This window comes from Nocardia sp. CA-135398 (assembly GCF_050955845.1).
In the GTDB taxonomy this organism is placed as follows: Bacteria; Actinomycetota; Actinomycetes; order Mycobacteriales; family Mycobacteriaceae; genus Nocardia.
In genome coordinates this window covers 2,878,081-2,904,779 of the sequence record NZ_CP192084.1, presented here as the reverse complement: position 1 = coordinate 2,904,779, position 26,699 = coordinate 2,878,081, and the positions used below count along the sequence as shown (strand labels likewise).

Sequence of the window (26,699 nt, the reverse complement as noted above, 5' to 3'; positions counted from 1 at the left end):
AAGCAGGTTTCAGGAGCGGCTGGCAGGCAGCTCCGACCGGCAACCCCGTATATGACATGCTCCGTCATGAGCTGGCACATCTACGCGACGGAGCTGAACTGGCGGGGCAGCATATGCCCCCGATCAACCCAGCCCAATATGCTCTTCTCAAAGAGATGCTGACTTCCGGAAGACTCGCCTCGGATGCCCGGTTCGATACACGACAAGACTACCAGAACCAGCTGGCTCCGAGAGCGTTCGGATTTCTTTATGAATATTTTGTCGGACTGCGAAAGAAGAGTGCTCTATCACCTGATGCTCGCTTCGATAAATGGTTGGATCTACTCTATGGATACGCTTTCGCGGGGAAAGTGGATCCTAAATCCCCCACGAAGGGAGATCCTAGAGTCGAACTTATCCCCGGAGACGACGTAGACCCGGATTGGGAATTGTGGGGCCAACAGCCTGTCTTCATGCCTGCGGAGGCACTTGCCGAGGCGAACAATTCATTCGGCCGCAGCGCGCAGCCAGATCCGAACCACCCGGTGTACGCCCTGCGGGCATTTCTGAACGGCCGCACGGTCGCGCAGGCATTGCAGGACGAGCCAGGGAATGCCCTGACGGCGGATCAGCCTTACAACCGGGGCTCCATTCCGGCCAACTCGGGGTTCGTCGCAAGTATCGCGCCGGACGGCGTGGTTGCGACGCTGGCACGGAAGTGGCAAACGATGAGTGCCGCCGCTCGAGCCGCGTACCAGCACGAGCAGGAAGCCGAATTCACATACATCGGGGAAGACGGGGCACCGCGCTTCATTCTCGACGACCTGGTTCCCCTGGTGGCGCAGCAACTAGCCAGAATGGGTGTTCCCAGCCCTGCTCCACAGCAAGATGAATCCGACAACGGTCCGGATCATCTGGGCCCCCACCGGGGCTCGGCAAGGTATGCCCGACCCGATCCGAACGATCACATCACTCCGCCGAGCGAGCCCTCATCGGCAGCGGACGCAGCGGACGCAGCGAGAACCGATGCGGATGAACGGGATTCGGCACAGACCGGCGCTGGGGCCGATCAGAACGCTCCTGGGGTTGGCGATGAGGCACGCGCGAATCCCGAAGGCGCGCGGCCGAATCCACGTCCCGATGACGCCCGACCCGGCAACATGGAGCCCGAGGATCCCGCTGCCGAGGTTCGGACGTCGCCCGACACCGTGGTGATCGAATACCGCGCGGGTGTCTATACCGACGAGGTGCAGGAGCGACTCGAGGAGTCGGTCAACGCGGCGGTCGACCAGCTCATTGTCGGCCAATCGACCGAGGCGGTCGAGGTGGTGCGGACGCTGGTCGCTCAGGTGGTGAACGCTGCCTTCACCGACCCGCTGGTCGCCAGTGCGCAGCTCTCGGCGCGTCTCGTCGATCGATCAGGCGGCCAGGAACTCCAAGTCGCGATGGCGGACAACCGCGGGCGGCGAGTGACCGGCTATGTGGCGATGGTCGAGCAGCCGACGGCTGCGGATATCCGGCTCGAGCGGACCCTGGATGTGGTGCGCGGCGCGGGGGCCACGGAGCTTGGGGCGCGGGCCGCACCAATTCTGTCGGAGTGGTTGGACTATGAGATGGCCGAGCTGGTCTGGGGCGCACTCGACCAGCTCACCCGGGCCGCGAGCGCGGACGGCTATTGCGTCCTGCGGACCGTTCAGACCGAGGACGGTACCGACACGCTGTCGATTGCGTACGGGCGCGAACCCGACCTGCGCGAGACCGGGATGTCGCTGGCCGCGGATCGTTCCGCGGATGTGTCGGGCCGCGTGGTGCGGATCGCGGTCGCGATCGATCCGCGGCAAGCAGTTACCACCGGCGTCACCGAGATACAGACAGTTGTCGATGAGTTGACGTCCGACTGGCTGCCGAAGCAACGGCGGCTGCTGGCGGCTACGGCCGAACAGATGCTTTCGGAGGCCCGCCCGGTCGACGAACCGAATACGCCGGGTTGGTTCCAAATCGAGCTGTCCGGAGAATCTGGCGAGCGGCTCATGGAATTCCGTGTGCTCGATGGCCAGACGGTGCTATCGACATCGGCGATTCGCCAGATCTCGCGACCGAATACAGCGGAGCTGATGATTCAGACCCTTCCGGCGAACGCCTGGTCGGAAGAACAGCTCGACACCGCAACCCTTTTGGTCGACGAACTGGTAGACACCGTTCTGAACCGTGAGGAGGCGCTCGGGGCGCTCGTGCTGACCCGGCTGACAACCGACGACGGCGCGGCACTCGGTCTCGAAATGCACGTTCGCGGGGCGGGGGCCGCCCAGCTGAGCTTGATCCCGGACTACGCCGACCGATACGGCGTCGAGTACCACCCAGACGGCTACACCGCGTGGACCGTTCTCGGTAACGGCACGCCGGAGGCGGCGAACCTTGTTGCCGCACTGGCCGATCGCGATGATCCAGCGCGCAATAGCGGCGAGCGGGTCGCCGTCGTACCGCTGGGCCTCGACGCCGACGACCTCGAGCTGGCGCCGACCGATGCCGAGGCTCCCGCGGCGAGCACGGCGACGGTCGACACCCAACCGGCGAATGTCGTCGAAGAGGATCGCACCGAATCCATTGCCGCCGTTGCTCCGGACGCCGAAGCGCCCACGCAGACAACCTTGATGCTGCTTGTAGGAGATCCACAGGCACAAGCGCGGACCCGAGCGGCGATCGACGAAGTGATGGCCGGGTGGCCCGCTGCCGCGCGAACTGCGGCGGCCGACACTGTCTGCGCGGTGCTCGCCGACGCGCTCGCGCGCTCCACCGACCCAGCGGCCGAGGTGCGGGTCGAACAGTGGCACACCGGACTTCGGGTGAGCCTCACCCACCGCGGTGACGCCGAACTGCCGCCGGAACTGGTGCGGGAGCTGGAGCTGGGAGCCACCGCGTGGCAAGCGGTGTTATGGCCCGACCTCCGGCGTGTGGTGCTCGACTTCGAACGAATCGACGACTCGGTCAGCGTCGCCCGCGATACGGTCTGGCAGACCGTCGAGGACCCGGACGTCGATTTCGAAGTTCTCGACGTGGAAATGAGTCGACAACATGTCAGGGCGGCCCGTCGGATGGTCGCGGACCTGTTCTACGACCATGGCGGGAGCCGCGACCGGGCCGAGGCGAACTCTCTGGTGGAAACCCTCGCACGCGGGGTGACCAACGACGAGACGGTGTTCACGGCGCGGGTATCGCAGTCGGGATTGTTGACACTGGAACTCGACCACGGTGGCGAAACCACCGGGCGAGCAATACTTCGGCCAGCGGGTCGAGGCGAAACCCATATCTTCGCCACGCCGAGCGACGATCCGGAGACGACTGCCGCCGCTCTCTGGCAGATAGCTCGGCGCGAGATGCTGCGCCATGGTTGGACCGATTCCGGGCAGCTCGCCGCCGCCGAGCATGTGGTCTCGCGGCGCGTGACGGAGTATGCGGCCACGGTCCACGAGCGTCTGCCCTGGCGACTGGAGGTGCGGGTATCCGGAACACCGGGTAATAGGGCCCTGGCCGTGAGTGCACCCGATCCACGTGGCCCACATATCCTGCCGCTGGTCGAGCTGTTCCAACGCACGGCGACGGAGCCGAATTCCGCTGCGGCCGTGCGCTTCTACGGCAACGCGTGGTTGGCCGATCTGCACTGGTCGGCCGGGGACGGACCGGGTGTACACGACCCATTGTTCGGCGGGACCGACACATTCTCGCGCGCGGAACATCTGTTCGCCCCCGGTGTCGGTGCGGTGGATGCGCTCGGGCAGGCAGCCGAGTTGAGTAGGAACGTATTCAATACGGTCCCTGAGGAATCCGTCGCACCCGAAACCCGGCAGGAGGCGCGGTCCCAGACCATCGAACTGGTGAACAACCTGGTGCTGGGTGCGAACGACGCCACCTTGCTGACCGGCACCATCGTCATGACACCCCAAGGCTTGGAATTCCGTGTCGCGGTGGCGGATCGGAGTCGGGCGAGCGTCGCCGACGAGCCGGGCGGCTGGCACGTGCAGAACCTGGTCGGCCCCGGACGCGCGAGCCGAGCCGGGACGATGTCGCTGGGCGGGTTCACGATCACCTGGGCCGCAATGCCATTAGCTGCGCATGGAGGCGGTGCCGGCGGTGGCAATGAGGGTGGATCCGGTCCGGGCACCGGTGATACGGGTGGACCTGGCACTGCCCCGCCGGTCGACGTCCTGGGTAGGATCGCCGACGCTCTCGGCGAGGAACCCCGATCCCCGGCCGCCGAAAGCGAAGTCAACGCAGCGCCGCACCGTCGCGGCGCGGAGGACGTCATTGCCGACGCCGACGCCGCCCTGCGCGAGCATGCTGAAACGGAAACGCTGCCCCCTGAGACGAGCGAAACAGAACCCACTCCCGACACCTCGGAAACAGCCGATGACTGGCTCTGGGTCGATGATGAAACCGATCCGAACATCGACCCCGAATCAGCGCATACCGCAACGGATTCCGGCGATACCACAGTCGTTTCCGACCAACCCGCAGCACCTGCTGAAGACAGCCTGGTCTACCACCTCCTGATGGCTCAGGTCGGCAACCCACTGATCGCACGAAACCTCGCCGCCAGAGTTCATGCACGCGCGGCCCAGGAGCAACTAGCCACCGACACCGCCGCACAACCACTGCTCGAGATCATCGACAACGTCGTGGCCGAACACCGAACTGCCATGGCACAACTCGACGCGGTCTTCGGCAACAAACCCGCACCCGGGAAACCGAAAGCCCCCGCCCATCTCCAGCACGGCGGCGTCTTCTTCCACAACCTCCCCGGCCAACCACCGAACCCTGAAGACCCGGACGAACCAGCGGAGACCGGCTCGCAGCAGTCGACACCTGATGGCAATAGCGAAAACACCACGGGCACAAGCAGTTCCGAGGAATCATCCAGCACGCCAGAGAAATCCATTGATCCGGCATCCAAAACGAAGAAGATTTCGGCACGAGAGCTGCTGGCCGTCAACAAACCATACGCGCATTTGTTGCTGGGGACGGCTTTCAAACCGGGCGGCCAGGTCTTCAACGAGTTCGGCTCCCGCGCCGCAGCGACTGCCCTGCCATTCTTCGCGTTGAATGAAGGGTTACCACCGAGCGTCGCCGCACTCATGAGTGCGGCAGGGTGGGCCACAACACTTCTCGCCCCACACGCAGGTGTTCTCGCCGACCGCAAGGACCGGCGAAAGATAATGCTCTACACGCAATCAATCGGCGCGGCCGCCGCGGCCACCGCCACCGGTCTCATCCTCTCGGACGCACCCGATCTCGGACTGGGGCTGGGACTGGCAGCACTGATCGAATCTACTGCGGGCGTGTACTACATGGGCGCCTTCAACGCATCGTTCGGGGATTTCCTCACCAAGGATCAGGGGCTGACCGGATACAGCTTCAGAAACGTCGCCGGATCCACAGCGGACGGCGCCGCAAAAGTATTCGGCGTCAGCGTGGTCAATGTAATGCCCGCAGCACCATTCGGCGTGAATGCCTTCTCCTATTTGACGAATTTCCTGAACATATTGAAGATTCCTTTTCCGCCCCAGACCTTCAAGAAACCACGCGGCCTGTTCAAGGATATCGGTGAAGGCGCACGGACTCTGTGGAAAGAAAAATTTATCCGAGATTATACCGCGGTTTCTACGATCAACAATGCGGCTTGGGCCATGATGTGGTTCCGCAATACGACAGTGATCCAGGCCTCCGACCTATCGGAGTTCGCCAAAGGCGCGGCGGTCGCCGCACCCTTGGTCGGTGGGATGATGAGCGGTTTTCTGTCAAAGCTGACCAGCGATGTCGATACCGGCCTCCTTTTCCGGGCAGCACTGTTCAATATGGCCGGACTCTTCGCGATCGAGGCAGCGACCACCGACCCGGCCGCGATCGCGGCCGCGACATTCCTGGACTCGATGGTGATGATGACCATGGGCACTCGGGCTTCCGCCTACGAGCGGGACATCTTCGACTCGGAGGTCCGAGGCGGAGTACAGGGTGTGAAAAGACTGTTCCAAGGAACCGCCCCCGTTGCTGGCCTGGTTGCGGGCGGCCTCCTTATGGGCGGCACCGGGGTGACCGCGCACAGCGGCGACACGCTTGCCGCGGTGGCAGCGACCATCAGCGGAGTCACCGCGGCTGGCTACAACGTCTTATTCTTCGTCAGAAAAGGCCGTGTCTTCTCGCGGATCGTGACGGGGGGCCGCGGATGGTTGGGGCGGCTGCAACGCGCACCTGCGGCCGAGGCCAAACCACACCACATCGAGGTAGAGGCGGGCGAGGAGTCTACTCCGCACGCGGATCCGGACACCCCTAGCCACGAGGTCATCAAGAACTGCGCCATCCAGGTCGGTCGCGTACAACGCGCGCTCGGCCTCGACACCGGACCGGAACCCGACGATACCGACCCCCGATGGAACGCCGAAGACAACTGGCGAATCACTGAAGAAACGATCGGCGCCCAACTCCGACGGCTCAAAGTCCAGGGCGCCGACCCGGTCGACCACGTCGTCGCAACCATCCGCGCCGAAGACAACGACATCGACTCCGCCGTCCTCGCCATCGACGGACATGTCATGGTCATCGTCAATGTCGAAGGCACCATTCTCATATTCGACCCCCTTATCGATGACGCCCACGACGATATTCCTCGTGTGCGGAAGTACAGCGACGAAGAGAACGACGAGAACAAATGGCACCCCTTCTACGAAACCGAAAACTACGAGGGCGAAAAGAAAACCTTCGTTGCTTACTTCAAAGACGACGAGGGCAGGCCCGTGCCCGCCCGCCGCCAGCTGCCCGGATTTCTGCATATCAGCCACCCGAAGGAGAAGCTCGAAAGCACATCCAGCAATCCCCAGGACCCAGCCGACCACTCGGAACCCGCGCAGCCGACACCCCACAATGCGCCCAACGAACAGGCACCCGCGAACTCCGCCGATGGCGAGCCGGGAACCGCTGCGGCCCAAGACTCGCCCGGCGCACGCGCGAGCGGGCCAGGTGCACAGCCGACTACCCGCGAGCGTCTGGCAGCACAGCGGGAACAGGCCCGCGCTCACCGTGACGGACTCGCCGCGCAGCACGGACTCGATCCGACAAACCTGGGGTCGGGCTCCGAAGTAGTGCGCGCCCTTCGCAAGAACTGCACGATGGCACAGTCCCAAGCCGCCCCCCGCCTGGATGACGACAAGCGCGCCGACCCACCGAGGCCGCCCGATCTGATAACCCGCACCTATCTCGAGTCGTTCAAGGCAAACCGCGACATGCTGGCGGCAGCCGAACGAGTTAACGCGCTGGATGCCGAGATTCGGCTGCTCGACAAGGTCGACGCGGCCCGCCGCCATGCCGATTCGAAGGGAACACACGACCTCGATGCCCTGCGGCAGCAACGCGACGAGGCGGGTGCCGAACTCGCGAGGCAGCTCGGCATCGCCCCGGCGGTGCTGGGCGCCTGGGCGAGCTGGGTAGTCACCTTCCTGGAGGCCGACGGCGCGGCGGCCGACGACCCCCGACTCCGGACCGCGAAGCAATTCCTCGAACTCCATTCGCAGACAACGGCCGCCGAGGAAGCTCGACAGCTGGCGGGACAGCGCGGTCAACTCGATGTTCTGGCCGAGCAGCGGCGTCTGGCCGAGGCACAGCGTGAGGAGGCCCGCGCGGCCATCGGCGCGACGGCCGACCTGGTCGTTCTCGGACTGACCGACCCGGCGCAGCCGAACGCCCTCGCGACACCGGAGTGCGTCGAATTCCAGCGCTTGGATCAGCAGGTTGGTCAGCTCGACGACCAGTTGGGCGCACTCGCCGACCAGATGCTCACCCCGCCGCGACAGCCGCGGCCGGTGCTACCGAAGGATTGGGTCGCCGCGCATCCGGAGCTCGATCTGATCGCCGACGGCGCATGGGATCAGCTGGCCACCGTGCGCTACGACGCCGCCCAAAGTGCCGGTATCGACGAGATCACCGCGGCCATAATGGGTTTCGACTCATTGAACCGCGAGCAGAAATGGGCGCTGGTCCCGCAACCACACGACGATAAACGCGCTTTGACCGCGCGGTGGCGCGACCGGATCGCTCGGTTGGGCCTCGCGAGGGAGATGCAGGACAGCGACCAATTCCAGCATGCCGATTTCCTTCGCCAGCGGATGCGTATGCAGGCGGCGGTGCTCGGCATGGCCGCGGCCGCGGAACTCGCCACCGGTCTGACCGGTCACCCCCGCGTGCACGTCTTGGACTACTACTCAGGACATTTCGAGATACCGGCGCATTTGGAACTCGCCATCGGCGATGTCGATGCCGCCGACGAAGTGCACGTTCGGGTGTTCGATCAGGATCTCACGACGGCCACAGTGGTCACCGCGGTCGCACAGCTGGCGCAGGACGCCGAGGCGGCCGCGCGCGATAATCCCGGAAAACGCGTCGCGTGGGTGCTGCGCATGACCGGTGGCGCCGGTGTGGATCAAGCCCTTCCGGCGCTGACCGAAGATCTTCTGGCACGCAAGCGGATTCGCGACCACTACGCCACCCGGCCGGGCGGACGGCCACCGCTGCCCGGCTTCCATCTCGTCTCCGGGCACGAAGGTGCCGACGAGTTGGTACTGCGTGCGAAACAGGATCCCGAACTGGCTGGCCTGCTGCTGGACACCCCACAGCCGCAAACCGATTCGACGGCGCGCGGCGACGGCTCGATCGCATTCCGAAGCCCGGACGGGCCACCCGTGTCCTGGGACGACTTCGCACTGGCCCTGCTGTTGGAAGGCGCGAACGCCAAGGACTGCGCACCCAACGTGATCGATGTGCTCGAACGCGAGGGCCTGCCGGTCCGTCGGCGCCCGGATCAGGACCCGCCCGGCGAAATGTACGCGGAGGCGTTCAGCTGGGCGACGAGCGCGGGCTGGGTGCCAGGTGGTTTCGTTGCCGACCAGTACGGCACCGCACGCGACAAGGCCGCGGACTTGCATCGTGCCCTCGGTCCCGGAGCACGAGTCGCGGTCGTATTCGACCGTCCGGGCGGCCTCGGCGCACACATGTATCTGACGAAAACCGATGAGAGCGGCGATGTCTGGGAACGCGAACTAGTCGGTTACGATCCGCGCGAAGAGCCGCTGGAGTACCGTCCGCGCGAAGAACAGTGGACGCGGTACGAGCGCGGCACACCGGACGAACCGGGTGCCTCCTACTTCGGGGTCGCCTTCGTCCCGAATGAAGACGGCACCGGCCTTGCGCCCATCCCCCGGTTCGACCCCGATACCGCCCCGGCGGCAACCCCTGGCGAACCACTCGCGGACTACCCGATCCACCCGATGGGGTCCCGGGCCGAGCCCGACGACAGCACCCCCGATACCGCCCCCACGGCAACGCCCGGCGAACCACTCGCCGACAACGCGATCCACGCGATGAGGTCCCGACCCGAGCCGGACGAGAGCACCCCACCCACTCATAGCCAGGCCCGAACCTCTGCTCCGACAACCGAACCTACCGAATCGCCGCACGAAACACGCGGAGCGCCAGCGCCGCTGACCGCTCCAGACGGCCGTACAGATGCGCCCAATGATTCCGCGGCTGTGCGCAATAACGACGCGGTGCCGGAAGTCACCGGTTTCAGCGCAACGGAATCGGTGGTGCCGGCTCCGAAAACACCGTGGAGCAGCCGTCGATCCGCCGCCGTGAGTGCCGCATCGCAGGACCCCGAACCCCGCAAGTCCAGCAGGTCCACGCCCTGGGGCCGTACTCGGCCCGCGGCGGCGCCGACAGCCCCGACCCCATCCGACAACAGCCCCGCGCAAGCCGACGTACACCACATGTCAGACGCGCAAATTCGGCTGCTGATCGATGAGCATGTCGCGCAAGGCCGTCCGGATCAGGCAGTCGCGGCGCTTCGGGAATGCTTCGGTAGCAACGTATTCCCATGGATTCAGGCGCACGTACGTGAACCTCGGGTGGCCCAGGAAATTTTCGACGAGGCGTGCGCCAACGCAATCAGACGTCTTGACCAGATCAACGAACCAAGCACCGTCAAAGAATGGGTCGCCCGCAACGCGGGAAACCTGCTCAACAGACACCTTCTCGACTCCGAATTCTGGCGCCGAATCGGGAATTTCGTAGTCCGTGGTGCCGGGATAGCGCCGTCGGACCCGCTGTGGGCAGTGTTGGCCGGAGCGAATCCTGCGCAGGTACGCCAACGCCTACACGCGCTCGGTCCCGACGGCCGACAACTGCTGAATCGATTCGATCCGAGGCGCACCGATGTCCCGCCCGATCCGGCAACCGAGCCCCGCGCGGTATGGACTGCTGCCCGGACGTTGGTCATCGCGGTCGCCGAGCGACATGGTGTGCACGCGCAGCTCCCGATGTCACCGCAATCGCGCATGATGCCGCCGTCGGCGCCGCCCGATCGCGGAGTGCTGACCGATCGTGAGGGTGAAGTGCTGGACCTGCTTCAGGAGGGCCTGACGCATGCCGAGATCGCGGCGAGGCTGCACGTGGATGAGCGGACCGTGAAGAATCACCAGGCCAACGCCGCCGCGAAGCTCCGCACCACCGGTGCGGTTCAGACGGTCATGGAGGCACGGCGCCAAGGGTTGCTCACCAGGCTGAACCCTATCCAGTCGCAGATCGTCAGGCTGTCCGCCGAGGAACTCGAAATACTTCGGCTGATGGCGGAAGGCTTGTCCGACATAGAAATCGGAGCGCAGCTGGGAATCGTCACCAGAACAGTAATCCGCCGCCGACAGCGCATGGCCGAGGAATTCGGGGTGCATAAGCGAACCCCGCTATTGATGAAGGCGCTGCGGTTGGGGGTGTTGGATACGCAATCGCCGCAGCCGGGTACCGCGGCCCCGACGCATGCGAAGCCCATCCCATCCGCGAACAGTTCCGAGACACCGGTACCCGGACCTGCTGGCAGCGGTGAAAAGAGCGGCTCGACCACAGCAGAAACCGGTGCCCCGCAACAAGACGCGCCCACACGGACTGATTCGGCGCCCGCCGAGCTGACCGAAAGCGAGGCACATGCCGAAACAGCACCTTCCCCGTCGACCGCAGGACCCCGTGGCGCATCACCCACAATGGATGTCGAATCGCCCTCGGCAGCAAGCGGTCCTGAGACCGGCGATACCACCGCACAGCCAGCCGCCGACACATCCGAAGCAACCGATTCGCGCGGGACCGACCAGGCAGCAGCCGAGTCGGTCGTGCCGCCGAACGTCCGCACGGTCGCGCTGACCGAAGTCGAGGCACACACTCTTCGCTTGGTCGCGGACGGCATGTCACGCGCGACCGTGGGGGCCGTCCTCGCCATGGCGCCGAGGCGTGTCGATCGGTTCCTCACCCAACTGGCCGAGAAGATCGGCACCAACGGCCCGGTTCAGGTGATACCTGCTCCACTAGAGGCCGAACGCACGTCGACCCGCATGTCGCCGCGCCAACTCGAAAGGCTTCGCGTCGTCGTCGAAACCCTGCCGGATACGGCCGACGGTAATTCGACGACAATTTCCCCGGAGGCGGTAGCGGACTTCCGGATTCGGATGAGCGCCGAACGCGGCACCGAAGACACACCGTCTGAATCAACCCCAGATCAGCCCCGCTCGGCGACGGCTGACGAATCCGACCAGCCGGACGAGCCACGGATAATCGGTCCGCGACAACCATCGGCGGCAAGCAGTTCCGGAACCGCGGAGATCGCGCCGTCCGCCGCGAGGCGGAATGACAGCGGCACCGCCACACCACAACCGGCCGCCGAACCGCCGAGCGCTGCCCCACTCGCACCCGGAAAAGCCCGAGCCCCCCAGACCGGCACGAGCCCAGCACCCAGCGCGACTACGGATGACACACCCCCCGCCGAAATGGCCTTCCATCACCCAGGCCACAACCCCTTTGTGGACAAACCCCACCGCGCCGCGGGTTTGAACCGGCCGAAGCACCTCTTCAATCAGGGCTTGGGCCACATCGATAACGACGAGATTCTCGGTGACCGTGACCGTGTGCCGTGGAACAACCCGAAACAGCTGCGCCGCGGTACGCAGCCAGTCACCGCCGAATCCGCGGCGGAAGCCCCTGGCACCCCAGCGGATTCCCCGGCCGACAGCGGCGTCGGCTCCGGCGGCGGTGCCACAGGTCCGGGACCGGCCGATCTCGACCCTGAGGCCAATCCCGTGCTCGCGGCGGTCTTGGACCCGGCCGGAAATCCGGCCTTCGACCGCATGGAAGCGCGGCATTTTCCGCCCGTTTTCGAATTCGCGATGCAAGCGCAGCTCGACGCGGTCGATGACATCATCGCGAACCCGGGTCCAACGCCTGCGGATACCCTGCGCCGATTTGCCGAGTCCGGCCTGCTACTCGGCGCGGTGAAGCTGCTTTTCTCGCAGAAAGCGGCAGTGGACCGGGATTCCGAAACCGCATCTCTGGAATCTGAGATCGCGAGGCTGAATACCACCCATGATAGAAAGATCCTGAGTAGCAGGCCATTGCTGTCCCTCTTTTCCCAAATGCACGCAAGCCTCTACGGCCTGGAACTTAGCCCGCGTGACCGGTGGTTTGTGTTGCATATGGAAAAGCGACTCAAATACGCCGGAGCATATCTCGAGTCGTGGGAGAAGCCGAGACTCCTCGAAATCGATAATCAGGTGTCCAGACTTCAGGCCGAATACAAGGCGAACCAGATCAACGCGGTCGACGCCTTCGAGATCCACGTGGCCGATGTCGATAGGTTGAACGGTCTGCCTGCCGACAAAATCGACAATGCCAGATCTCGCGCTGGGGAGAACGGCGGTTACTCGCTGTCCAAGCCCGCCGGAATCAGCGGTGTATGGCACCCGGATCTGGCGTGGCTGACAGATCGCGCGATGCGGCAACAGGTTTACGAGAAGGTCTCGACCTTATGCGTCGGCGGAGAGCACGACAACTCGCAGAACGTGTTGGATCAGGCCAAGGCATTCGGCGAACGCGCCAAAATGATCGGGTACCAGAACTATGCGGAATACATCATATCTTCGGGGATTTTCGATTCCGTCGAAACGATAAAAGAAATCCTGCACGCTATTGCGCCTGCAGTGACGACGGCAGCCCGCAGTGAACTGCGGCAATTCGCCGAGGCGCTCGGCGTGGCGGAGGCGAAACCGTGGGATTCGATGCACGCAACACAATCCCTGCTCCGCGAGCGCGTCGGGATGGACGAGGAAGAACTCCGCGAGTACCACGAACTGGATCGCGTGCTGGACAATGGCGTGTTCTTTGTCGCTCGAAAGCTGTTTCGCCTCGATATCACCGAGCTCAACGGAGCTGATAAGCCTCCGGTATGGCACGAAGACGCGCGAGTATTCGCGGTGATCCACAAGCAGGGGCAGTGGCTCGGGCACATTTACTTCGATCCCTATTCGCGCGAGGGCAAGAACGGCGGAGAATGGACCGACCCGGTCCGGCTCAAGTTCACACCGACCGGCCAGACCCCGCTGGTGAGCGTTCACCTGAACATCGACAAGCCACTCGACGGTGGACCAGTACTGCTCAGCCAGTTCGAGGCGGACGCCCTATTCCACGAGTTCGGGCATGCATTCCATTTCATGCTCAGTGAGGGCACCTACAATCCAGCCAACCGTCACTTGGTTTTCGCTTGGCTCGAGTTTGTCGCCAAGGTATTCCAGCGATTCCGGAAGCATCCGGATGTGATGGCTGAATACGCCGTGCATTACGACAGCGGCGAGGCGCTTCCAGCGGAGATGATCGAAAAGCTGGACGAATGGACGACGGCCTACCGCGGCGTTGCCACAGTTTTTCGAATGGCAGGTGCCGTCGTCGATCTGGCGTGGAGTTCCCTACCATCCCAGGACGTGCCCTCTTCGCCCTACGGCGAGGATCCTTCGGTAGTGGTAGACGCTTTCGAAGAGGCCGCTCTGGCGGAGTTCGGACTCGGCTTCCGCGAGTTCGGGAAGCTCTACCCGTCCCAGTGGTTCCGTCACATATTCGCTCACATGGGCGGTTTCGGTACATACTTCGGACAATACTGGTCGTATCTGCTGAGCGATATGCTCGCCCTGATGGTCTTCGCGCAACATATTGATCCGATCCTCGAAGAACAGGATGGACTTACGCCCGAGGCCGGAAACTTCATCATCGACAATGTCTTTGCTACGGTAGAAACAAATCTCGCGGAGTCATTGCGCCGACTGATCGGACTGAATCCCGATATAGAATCCTTCCTCGCCGATCAAGGCCTCCTGTGGGCACACGCCTTGCTGAAGCTCGGACCGCAGGCCACACCCGAATGGCTGACCGACCCCGATATGCGCCCGCCCGGGACCGACATCGAGTCGTGGTGGACGCTGCAGCTGACTCCGGCCGAGCGAGCAGCGCTGATCCGGGCGTACCCATCGGAGGTGCTCGCGATGGATATGACGCATTCACCGGAGACCGTGGCCGCCGCCGATCAGCGACGGATGAAACTGCTCGAATTGCCCTCGGCCACAGTTGATTCGTCGACCGAGGAAAGCACCGATCAGTCAACACCAGGCGGTCGAGTAACACCGCCCACACCCTCGGAGCGCGAGGCCGAGGTACTTCGACTGGTCGCCGAGGGTAGGTCGGACACCGAAATCCTGGCGGCCATGCGGTTGTTCGACCAACGTGTCGGCGAAGCTCACATCGTCCGCTTGGTCGCGCAGGGACAGTCGCGCGAGACGATCGGGGCAGTGCTCGGCATGTCGCCGAGCCAGGTCGACCGGTTACTTGCGCAGCTGGCCGACAAGTTCGGGACCGGCGACGCGGTACCAGCAACACCGCCGGTGGGCGATCCCGCTTCGACCGAGGCGCCGACGAATCTCATCGAGCTGTCCCCCAGCCAGCTGGACATGCTTCGCGTTGTGGCCGAGACCATTGCAGATACGGCCGACAACGATTCGCCGACGGTCTCCCCGGACACAGTGCGGGACTTCCGAACTAAAATGGATGAACACAGCGCCGCGAACGCAAAGACCGCGGACGCCACCCGGACCGAGCCGACCGACCGTGAGCGAAATGTACTTCGGCTCGCCGCGGAAGGGTTGTCGTTCAAGGCAATCGGGAAAGCAATCGGCGTATCGGACAACACGGTACGCAAGGACCTCGACAGCCTGGTGGGCAAGCTCGGTGCCCCGGACCGAGCGGCCCTGCTCGAGGCGACGCGCCCCTTCCGGATGCCGGACACCAGCAGTGGGTCATCCTCCACACCGGATGCCCGAACCGCATTGTGGGCGCGCGTCGCTGCGATGCTCGCGGACGACCCCACGCCGGACCCGGAAGGCGGACGCGCCGATGCGGCCGAAACATCCTCCGCCACTGAGAGTCCCGCCGATCAGGCGGACGACCGCGATAGGTTTACCGAGCAGGAAATCGCAGTGCTCGAACTGGCCGCGCAGGATTGGCACTACCGGGACATCGCTGTCCACCTAGGCGTTTCGCTCGGTTTCGTACGGACAACCATGCGGCATGCGGCGCAGGAATTCCGCACCGATGGCCGGGCCGCGACGACCGTTGAGGCGGCGCGCCGGGGATTTATTTCTCTCGATGCAGACACACCGGAAGCTACCGCTGCCGACAACGAGAATCCGCCTCCTGTCGAATCGGATCGCGTCGACGACCTGGTGGTCGACCAGCAGACCGCACCCCGCTCCGCGCCCGAGCCGCGATACCAACTGGCGGACCTGGACGGTGACCTCCCCTACCATCCGGACGTGGCCGCGAATATCGCGCATGCTGTCGACTTCGACGAGCACGGCGTGGTTCGCGATGAGAACGGGGTGGCGTTCAGCACGGGCCCGGATGGCGCAGTCTTCTACTTCGCACCGGCGGGAAAGCGCACGGCCCGCTTCCCGGCGAAACACTTCATGCTGCACAGCTCCTACGCCGAATCCGGGCACTTTCCATACGCTTTCGGGCACTGGTACCTGACCGACGGCGAGACGACCCGGGTCACCCCTGGGAGCCTGATGCTGCCGGAAGCCAACAAGCATCCGAAGTTCATCACCCAGTGCAAGTTCGAATTCGCCATGCACATGAATCTCTCGACGATCGAATTCGACGATGACCTTCAAGGCGAGCTATGGCGCAAGGTCCGACCTCTCGGCGTACCGAGCTTCGACCAACTGATCGATCGACGCGGCATGAAAGCAACGGTGGTGGAAGCCGACGCCACGATGTTCAAAGGCGGCGACGTCGAATTCTGGGTGAATGTCGAGCGATGGGAAGCCACGACGGACGGGCTCGCCATCACACTTTCGGTGGGTTCGGTTTTCGACTGGGAGGGCCAACTCACGCTGGTTCTCGACCGCGCGAACGGTGCCAAGACCGCGCGTTACATCAATGTGGCCCCCGGTACGGACCCGGAAAACTTTGCCGCAGCGGTCGAGAAGTTCCACACCGAGCGGGTAGCTCCTTGGCTCGCGGAATCAGACGTCGTAGTCGAGGAATTCAGTCTGGACCGGGAATCCACGCCCGTCATCTCTTCCGCACCCGGTCCCGGTTCAGAGACGGTTACTCCGAGCCGAGCCCGCTACCAGACGATAGCCTCGCCCGCCCCGTCGGCTGGTAGCGATACGAACGTCGATCTCGTGTGGCCGACGATCGATTCTCGCGGCTGGCTCCTCGGCCCCGATGATCAACGCTTTCGCACGACCTCCAACTCGGGTGCGGCCTTCCTGCTGACGTCGGCTGGCGATTTCGTCACCTCGGAGAACGGCTGGCCGGAAGAACTGCTCGCCACATTCCTAGCGCGCGGTGGCGCGCTCAACGAGGTGAGCGGCCTTGGAAGCTGGTCGGTCATCGGCCCTATCAGCGAGCTCGACCTGCAAATGCTCAATCTCGGGGAGACAACCGACCCGATGAATCCCGCGCAGATCCTCGACGCGTTGCTCGAAGCAGGCGCGGACCTCTCCCGAGTGCGAGTCGATGACGTCGCCGGTGACCACCAGGGCCTGATGTGGCGCGGCCTGGCGAGTCGGATGACGGCCGCCGACCTGTGGCGCGACCGCGGCCGCGATGCCCATCTGCTGTTCGCAGGCTTCGGTATCGCCCCACAGACCGGTAGCCGCGGGGTCGCCTTCGGCGTTGATCTCGCGGGTTTCGAGGTGACAAACGACGGTATGTCGGTGCGGTTGCTCGTCACTGTGCCGCGATGTGATCCTGTGTTGGTCACTTTCGAATTGATCCAGCACGGAGACACATTCACGTTCCGACGCGGTGCATTGGACCTGGGGCGCGACGAGGAACGTGCCGTGCCGGCGTTGGCCGTCGTGCACGAGAAACTGACCGCCTGGTTGGCAGAGTCGGGCGTCTCGTGGGCCGAAGACAGCACCGCTCCACCCACCGAGAACCTGCGGCCGGAACAGGCACACGGTCCCCGGGAAGCCGCCCTATCGACGCAGGGCGCGGAACATGTAGTGCGCGCCGAAGCATACGAGCACTGGACCCCAGATGCTTTCGCCGAGGCTGCGGACTGGCTCGCCCAACAACTTGTCGGCTTGCCTTCGCGCCTGGTCGATGCGGCCTGTGCCACATTGAGCGAGGCTGTTGGAGAGGCTCTGCGGCGGCGCCTCGGCAAACTCCATGTCACCGTCGAAACGACGGATGAGCTCGTGCGTGTCACGCTGCTCGAAACGACCACCGGACATGTCGCCGCTGCGCCCGAACCTATTGCGACCGAGGGTGATTCGCCTCCGATGCGGTCCGGCGTGGAATTCTTCAGGCGTCCCGTCGACGGGTGGAATCAAGCATCATGGTTCGAGCTTCGAATTCCGAACGACACAGCGCACACAGCGGCCGTCGACGCCGAATCCGCCGCACAGCGTCGCCCCGCACACCTCCCGCACGACTTCCATATCGTCCCCAACCCGGACGACGACATCTTCGGCGACCTCGGTAGCCCCCTCAACCCCGGCCGCAAACCGATACGCGGAAAGAGACGGATCGAGGAACTCGGAATAGTCCACATCGACGGTGGCGGTTTCGGCCGCGCAGCCTCCGGAGACGACGAATCCGAGCCTACCCCAGCCACCGAGCAGCCCGGTGAAACCACGCCGCCCGACGGAACTGCGGCGTCATCGAAAACCGGCTTCCTGCAATGGATCCGCAGCAAAGCCCCGCGGCCCGAGAACAAGAATCTGGCCCTGCTCTACACCGGCACCGGCATCTCCGCCATGGGCAGCGCTGGGCTGATGAGCGTCGTTGCACCGCTGGTATTCGAAATGAGCGACTCCGCGCAATTGACCGGCCTCGCGACAGCCGCGACCCAAGCGGCCGCAGTGGTCGCGTACATCCCGGCCGGACAGCTCGCGGACCGGGACGCCCGCGACGTCTTGCGCAAGGCGTCGGCGTTCGGACTCGCGGTCACGGGGGTCGCCGGTGGCTGGCTACTCGCCGGTCTGCCAGGCGCGTTGCAGGCCGTCATCGGCTCGGCGGTTGTCGTCGCGGCGAGCGACACCATCGCCGGGGTGAGCTCGACGGTCTACGGCCGAAAGCTGGCCGAAACGGCGGAACAGAAGAAGGCCGCGATAACCCTGACACTGCTGGAGCGTCAGGCGGCCGGAACGTTCGGCAAGTTCAGTTTTCCCATTCTCGAACACATCTCATCGGCGATTCCCTTCTTTGCCGACGCCGCTTCCTACGCGGTGACTTCGCGGACGCTGAGCAAGCTTCCCTCTCTGCCGACGCCGCCGACCGAACAGCGCCTGCTCGATGGCTTCCGCGCCCTGGCGAAAGACCCCTACCTGCACGGTGCTACCTGGCTGCTGATCCCGTCGACCTTCGCGCTCTTTTCCGGCGGGGTGCAGATGGCCGAACTCATCAACACCGCAGGCTATTCCGCGACGACGACCGGACTGCTGCTCTCCGGCACCAGTACGGGAGTCCTGCTCGCGGCGGTACCGGCGACCCGAAAGCGGTTCATGGACCGCATCAGCGTGAAATGGATGCATCCGCTCATGCTGACGTCATTCGGCGGGCTTATGGCCGAGTACGCGACTACTACCAACCCATGGACCATTTGGCCGACCTCGGTTGCCACCGGTTTGTTGATGATGTTGAGCAATCAGAAGATTCTCGAGTATCAGCAAGACGTAGTTCCCATGGAGATGATCGGTAAATCAGGCGCCGCAGCCTCAATGGTGGGTGCAGTAAGCGGAATGCTCGGCAGCGCATTCGGTGGTCTTCAGTTGGAGCGGGCAGGCGGTACTGCGACCGGCGTGACGAACGCGGCCCTGATGGGCGCCTCGGCATCTGCCTCCGCCGTCCTCGCACACCTCACGCGTGACAGGACTACTCGCAAAAATGAACCGGCCGGTGACGGCTCGACCGAGCACGCAGACCCGGACACCCCCGCCCTCGACCCCGCAGTCATCCGAAACTGCGCCATCCATTTCGCCGACGTCGACCGAGCCCTGACACTCATCAACGACGGCTCACCCGAACCCGACCCCAACGACCGCAAATGGAACTCCAACAAAAACTGGAAACCCATCGAAACCACCCTGCAAGCCAAACTCCAACCCATCGAATACGACGGCGACCCACGCTTCACCCAAGTCGCCGAAACCGTCCGCACCAAACGAAACGGCATCGACAGAGCCGACCTCGTCGTCGACAACGGCAAAGACGCACACATTTTCACCTTCGTCCACACCGAAGGAAAAGACCCAAACCCCGACAACAACCAAGTCCTAGTCTTCGACACCCTCATCAAAAAAACCGACAACAACAAACCCGACAACCAACCCAACCCCGAAACACATCCCTCAGCTCCCGCCGCAGCACAGAACCAAGACATCCCCATCCCCCGCGTCCGCAACTACGACGGCGACGAAAACGGCCAAAACAAATGGCAACACACCTACGAAGACATCACAGCAGTCTTCGCACTCTTCAGCGCCAATGGCACCCCCGTCCCCGCCCCCGACACCCACCGACCACTCCCCACCCACCGACACCTCCGACGCCGACACCCACACAAAATCCAAGGACCACCCGCTGACAAGGCGGAATCAGCAGCGCGGCCGAACCTGATCCGGCAGGTACTACCTCCCGAGGTGGATGTTGCCGAGATCCTCGGGAATGAGCACAGCTCGGCGCTGAACCTGCGGTTGTGCGCCGAACAAGTACTCGACGCTCGTGGTCTGGGCGATGCACCGATATCCGTGGGGGCAGGCGGCGAACCGCAATGGCCGGAAGGACTGATCGGGACAACCGTTCGAACCGAGAACTACACCGCCGTCGCCCTTGCCGACGCCGAAGACTTCCTGGCCATCAACATCGCCGCCAAGGATCATGTCGGCGTTCGCACCAACGTGCTGATCGGTATGACGCAACCCGAGGAACGTACCCGCTTGCGGGACCTCAGTCTGGCCCACACGGGAACACACTGGGATCAAGTGATGGCCTGCGCCAAGGACAACGTCCTCGACCTGTACGCCCGAATCACCGGACACGACCTGCAGCACAACCAGGTGGAGGTGACGATCCATCCCGGCGCCGCCAACGCCGAGACCGGCACGTTCGAGGCAAGGCTCCCCGACGACGCGGTGCCATCCGCCCCTTCATCCCCCGCAGTTTCCGGCCGCTTCCATGTCGGCGAGGTCGTTGTCACCGCAATCGCGGTACAGCACGAGGATCACGCCGTCGAGGAAACCAGCGATGCGTTCGCACCTGAGGAGCCCGGTGTCGCGTCGGAACGCACCGACGCCGAAGAACCCGCACGATCCGACCCGTCTCGACGCCGCAACACGACCGAACTCGTCGCCGCCGTGCGAGCCGGTGACGTGGATGCTTACGGCGAGTTGTATGAGCGCAACGTCGCCACGGCACGCAGGGCGGCAATACGTCTCGAAACCCCGGCCGACCTCGTGGACGACGTTGTGTCCGAAGCATTCACCAGGGTGTTCGCGACGCTGCGCAATGGCCGCGGGCCTTCGTGGGACTTCCGTCAGTACCTGCTCACCGCCATTTATCATTCCGTGAACACCGGACAATTCCGCCCCGACACGCGTCTGGTGCTCGCCGACGACATGAGCGACTACGACGTGGCCGAGCCGTTCACCGACACAGCGGTGGCAGGCCTCGAAAGATCCATGGCAGCACGGGCATTGAACGCTTTGCCCGAATCCATGCAAACCGTGTTGTGGCACACCGAGATTCAGGACCTGACCAAGCCAGCGACAGCCGAACTGCTCGGCTCCAACGCGAATGCCACTGCGGCGGCCGCCTTCCGGGCACGAGAGCACCTGCGCCAGATGTACCTGCAGATGCATCTGAAACAGACCACCACCGAGGCGTGCCGCGCCACAGTGGAAAACCTTGGCGCATGGGCACGCAACGGTCTGCGGAAGCGGGCCGCGGCCAAAGCCGCCGCCCATCTCGAGACCTGTGCGAACTGCCGGGAGCTGGCCGCATACGTGTCCGAGGAGAACAGCCATCTCGGCGGCCCGCACCGCAGTACCCCGGCTACGAACGAGAACCGTTCCGGCATAGCGGCTTTCGTCGACGCCGAAATACGTGACAGGGAGCGGGCACTCGGCATCGAAACCGACGGACCCCGGCCCGAGAGCGACGAGCAGGTCCGCGCGATAGTCGATCAGTCGCTGCGTGACGAGCAGCCGCGAACAACGGTCTCGGCTGAGCCGACCAAATCTGTGCCTTCGGAATCTGCTGCGCTGAGGGCGCAGTTGCGCGCCTACGGCTTCGACTACGCCGAAAGTCTGCCGGAGCCCGCGGCTGGCGAGCCGCGGGGGCGGGCCTGGATCGATAGCCCGGAACAGCGAGCCTGGGAGCTGTCCTGGTTGGCGGAGCGGAGTGCCCGGTTGAGCGCGCTCGCCGCGGTCACCGGGGCCGCATTGGAGGCGGCAGCGCAAGTGGGCCTGCCGAATTCAGAGCCGGGCGCGCTGCTGATCGTGCAGTATCGGCAGAAGCTGCCCGGTGTGCTGATCCCGATCTGGAAATTTCAGACCCAAAACGCGGCTGGATTGTCCAACGTCATCGCCCGGATTGCCCGCGAGCTGTCGCTCGACGAACTTCCGCAATATCCCTATACGTTGTTGGTCGCTCCCAGACCGCTGCTCCCCGAAGAACACGAGTGGATGGGGCCGCCCCTGCTGACGTCCGCCCGACACGCACACTGGAACCAGATCCTGCGTGGCGGCGTGTTCGGACTGCACTTCCCGGGCTGTCGCTTGCTCGAGCGCCAATCACCGGCATACCTGCTCACTCGAGAGGTTGCCGATACCCTCTATGAAGACCATCTCGCCTGCCGGACGGTCGACGAGAATTACTTGAACAAGGTTGTCGAGCCCTACCTGCTCGACACAGCTCAGGAGATACGGGCGAGCTTCGACGGCGCGACATCAGCCGAGGATCGGATCGGCCAGTGGTTCGCGACGATCGTCGCGGAAATGCTTGCGGCGCCCTTCGATTCCGCGCCCGATCTACTCCGCCAAGCCCTCCGAGTGCACACGGACCGAAGCGACGCGTTGTCGAGCGAGGAGCGAGCACTCCGACAATTCGTCTCGACTGTGCGAGACCTGCTGGCCGGAGAGCACGATTTCGGCCGGTACCTGCACCGTCGCGGACTCCCTGAGACGCCGGCGTACATCCGCGATGTCACCGATGCCGTCCAGCAGCGCGCCCCGCGGGGCGCCACCATCGCCGTGCCGTTCATCGATAACCTGATCGGATCGTCGCCAACGCACACACCCGCGGCACATGAGGCGAATTCCGCTACGAGGGCACAACTTTCCGTTACCACAGGCGTCCCGAACGCGGATCGCCCATCCGCCCAACCGATGTCGGGCGATCCCAGTGACCGACCCGACACGACTGCCCCGAATGAACTGGCGGCGCGCCGGACCGAAACCCGCCGCCAAGCCATCACCGGCACCGCGGGTATGCCCGGACTCGGCGACCCACAAGGACCAGAGCTGCACTTCGACGGCAGCTTAGACCCCGCGGTACTCGACCTCCCCTCCCCGAAACACCGCAGACGACTTGCTCCCCACCTCAACCCGGTCGTCAATGCCATCGGCCCCAACCCCGAGGGACACGCATTCGGCCTACCCGGCCGACAAGCCGAACCGCCGACAGAGTCGGCCGCTCCGGCTTCAGCCGAGGGCAATCCGGTGCACACCGAGCCTCCGGCTGGTAGCGAGACCCGGACCACCTCCACCGAGCCGGGCAAGGCCGCGAAGCCGCGCGGCGCGGGCGGCACTACCCCGCCAGGACCCATAGTCCCCTTCCACGAGTTCGACCAACGATCCGCACTCGATCTACCCGCACGACGCGGACCCCGCCGACCACGCATGGGCGGACCGGGATTCGCCGGAATCCCTGACGGCGGAGTCGCTTTCCATCATGATCCGCACACCGGCCAGGAATGGGGGCAAGACGCAGCCGAGCCTCCAACAGCGTCACCGCGGGCTCAGGCCACTCCCGGCGATGTCGCGCCCCCGGCCCAACCCGATCAGCCGGACATTGCCACCCGACTGGAGTTGGCACCGGAGCTGGCGCGGGCGCTCGAGACCGCCGAGAGCGAGGCCGCGGAAGTGGCCGCGGAAGCACTGCGACCGGCTCGTGATGCCGGGATGAAAACCGAGCACGCGCATCGCAAGGACGTCGAAGACGTCGAGCAGGTGATCCACGATCTGCAGGCCAGGCAGAGTCGGCGATTCGATACGGCGTTGCGGGGGCTCGTTGTCGACGGGTTCGCGACGCTGGTGCTGCGCGACGAAGCGTTGCAGCTGGTCCCCAAGGCGACCGAGCATTTCCGATTGCTGAAACCGCACATCAAGAACGCCCGTAACTATGTGCACGAGGTGCGGACGGCGGTGGCGGTGCTGGCGGCCCGGGACGTGCTGACGGCCCTCGGCGCGGAACCGATCCTGGATGACGACAATCATCGGATCGAGGGATTCGGGGTGGTGCCGGGCCAGGGCCTTGTAGTCGCGTCGCCACTGCTCGGTCAACATAAGCTCGCGGACGAGCTGATACCGGGGTTGCGGGAAAGGCTGGCGCGCGAAGGGATTCCGATCCAGTACCTGCAAGTATCGATCGACGAGAATGCCCAGCTGACTGTGCGTGCGGTGTCCGGGGAGCACGACGAGCCGGAACCGGCGATCCAGTACTACGTCAACCGACCGGACACTCGCCAGGCCGACCGTGACGCCAAGATGTGGCTGAACGACCTCGCCGATGAGCGATCATTCGCCGAGAAGTTGGCCGAGGCGGAAGCCTCGGGTGAGATCGCGCGTATACGTCTGCAGACCGAGGACCATCCCACCTCGTCGAGATCGGTCTACTTGATCCTCTACCGGAACGGTTATATGGCGGTCCAGAAGAAGGTCCGGGAATTCAAGCATGCCGATGCCGAGCAATTGGCCGCGCGGACGCTCCGGGATGTCGGAACACGGGCCCCACAGGTGCTGCGCCTCCCGGATGGTCTCACGCTGATGGTGGAATACATGCCGGGGATTCCCGCGAACGCGCTGTTCTGGCACGGGAAAGACGGCTGGCGCGAATTTTTTCCAACCCCTGCCGCATTGCGGCAGGGGTTGGGCGACATGCTGATTCGCCCTTGGGATCGACATGAGGGTAAAAATTGGCTGCTCGCGCACGGGTTCCATATAGTGCCAATCGACAACAGCAACGCCTACCAGGAGCCGTGGCCGAAACCACAGGGGTTCAGCGACCATTTCATGGCAATAGAACACGGCTTGAATGTATTCCGTAAGCATCATTTCCCGAGCACAGAATTGGAGGCCATCCGCGAACGAATCCGAGCCTCCGAATCCGAGTACGGCGAGCGACGCCAGTGGGACTGGTACCTGCGGGTAATCGGAATCCTCGAGCAGATCATGGAAGAGGCCGAGGACACCACGCCGCCCACGCGTGAACCCATCGAGGTGCTGCGGATTCTCGAACAGCTTCGCGACGATCTGGCCGACCGGCTCGGCCTGCCATACCCGCACGACGCCCGGACACCACGCGAATGGCGTAGCGCGGTGGCCGAGCTGCGCCAGACATACACCGATAACCCCGACCCCGTAATGCTCGGCGACGTAGACACGTTGGACGGACTGGTCAAACTGCACCTGCACGCGCAGTTGAACGAGGTGAGCGCCGACGAGCTCGACTTCACCTGGGAAACCGACGAGCCGGTCGACGGCACTCGCGTCGAATTGATAGATGCATACCTGGATAACCTGTCGCTGCGACTCACGGATTTGGCGGAAGGCGCGCACTACCCCGATCCCAATGGCGAGACCGACGCGCAATGGCAGGCGCGCTTCGACGGCGAAATCCAGAGTACGACAATCGAATTACCTGTTGACGATGCTCCCAGCGGACCGGTGGCAGGCCAGCAGCGCGTTCGGCAGGAACCGGAGCAGCTGCGGGGCACCGCGGGCGCGCCTGGGCTCGGCGACCCCCACGGACCGGAGCTGCATTTCGACGGCGGCATCGACCCCGCGGTATTCGGCCTCCCTGCCCCGAAACATCGCAGACGACGCACCCCCGGACACCTCGACCCGGTAATCAACGCCATCGGCCCCAACCCCGAGGGACACGCATTCGTCCCACCCGATGGATCCGCCACAGCCAAATCGCCGGGCTCTCCGGCCGATCCGCAGTGGCTGGTGCAGCAGCTGCGGCAGGTGGCGGGCCGGGTGCGGGAGCAGGCGTGGAATACGTTGCGGGAGAAGACGGCATCGTTGCCGTTCGCTGCCGAGGCGGTGTTGTCCGGGGAGTACCGGGAGCATCTCGAGGATGCGGACAAGGTTCAGGAATTTCTCGCGGCGACAAACGCATTGGGGTTCGAGGGCCGAATGGTCCTGATCGCGGAACTGGAGCAGGCGGCGGCCAAGTTCGGCGCGGCCGGGTTGCCGATTCGAGCCGATGCACTGGCCACGTCGGTACAACAGCTGTCGGTCATCGCACGGCCCGATGAGCTCGACCCCGCGCAGGCGGGAGCGTTGGTTGCCGACGCCATCGAAACCCAACTGCTCGGAAAGCAAGCGCTGTGGGCCACCGCGAAACTCCCGGTGCGCTTTCACCAATTCGACCGATGGGCGATGTCTGCGGCACCTTCGGCTCCCCCGGCGATCAATATCGCGAACGGCTTGAACTGCATCAAACTGGCGCTGTACGGCGGCCTTCTCGGTGGAGTCCTCGATCGGGACTATCTGCGGTCCTATATCGGATTCGAATGGTGGAACGACCAGATCGCCATGCCCATCGGCGGCTCGCCGATGTGGTCGGACAATTCGGAGATCGACGATGACGACCTGGATCAGCACATGCGCCTGGCCGAGATGGCCGTGTCGCCGCACGGGGTGCACTCGATGTCGCTCGCGCCGCTTGGATCGCACAGCTATCTGGAGCCCAACGGGCCACAGCCTCGTCGCGGCGACCTGGTCTACTTCAACAGATTCGACCATGTGGCGGTGGCGACCGGACGACTGGGCGCGGACGGTACCCCGGAGGTGTTCACCTTCTGGCCGTACCGTTTCTGGCCCGCGATGGATACTGTCCGGGTTTCCACCGTCGGCACCGAGGTAATGCGCATGACCACCGCTCCGGAACACCGCGCGATGAATTCCATCATCTCTGCCGTCAAGGTCGAATTCGGGTCAGGGCCCTGGGGCCGCGGTGGTCGCCTACACCAGCCCGAACTCGATGAGTGGCTGCAACGACACCCGAAAAACCCGTCCTGA

1 protein-coding gene (running past one end of the window) is annotated in these 26,699 nt (G+C 64.4%); it reads left to right on the top strand.

Going from position 1 to position 26,699, the window contains the following annotated elements; genetic code table 11:
- Nucleotides 1-26,699, top strand: the 3' portion of a protein-coding gene (locus tag ACQP1T_RS12725; protein WP_433760176.1) for an MFS transporter. The gene continues 14,029 nt to the left of window position 1, outside the view; 26,699 of the gene's 40,728 nt are visible here — the last part of the coding sequence; its start codon lies beyond the left edge, outside the window; the stop codon is at nucleotides 26,697-26,699.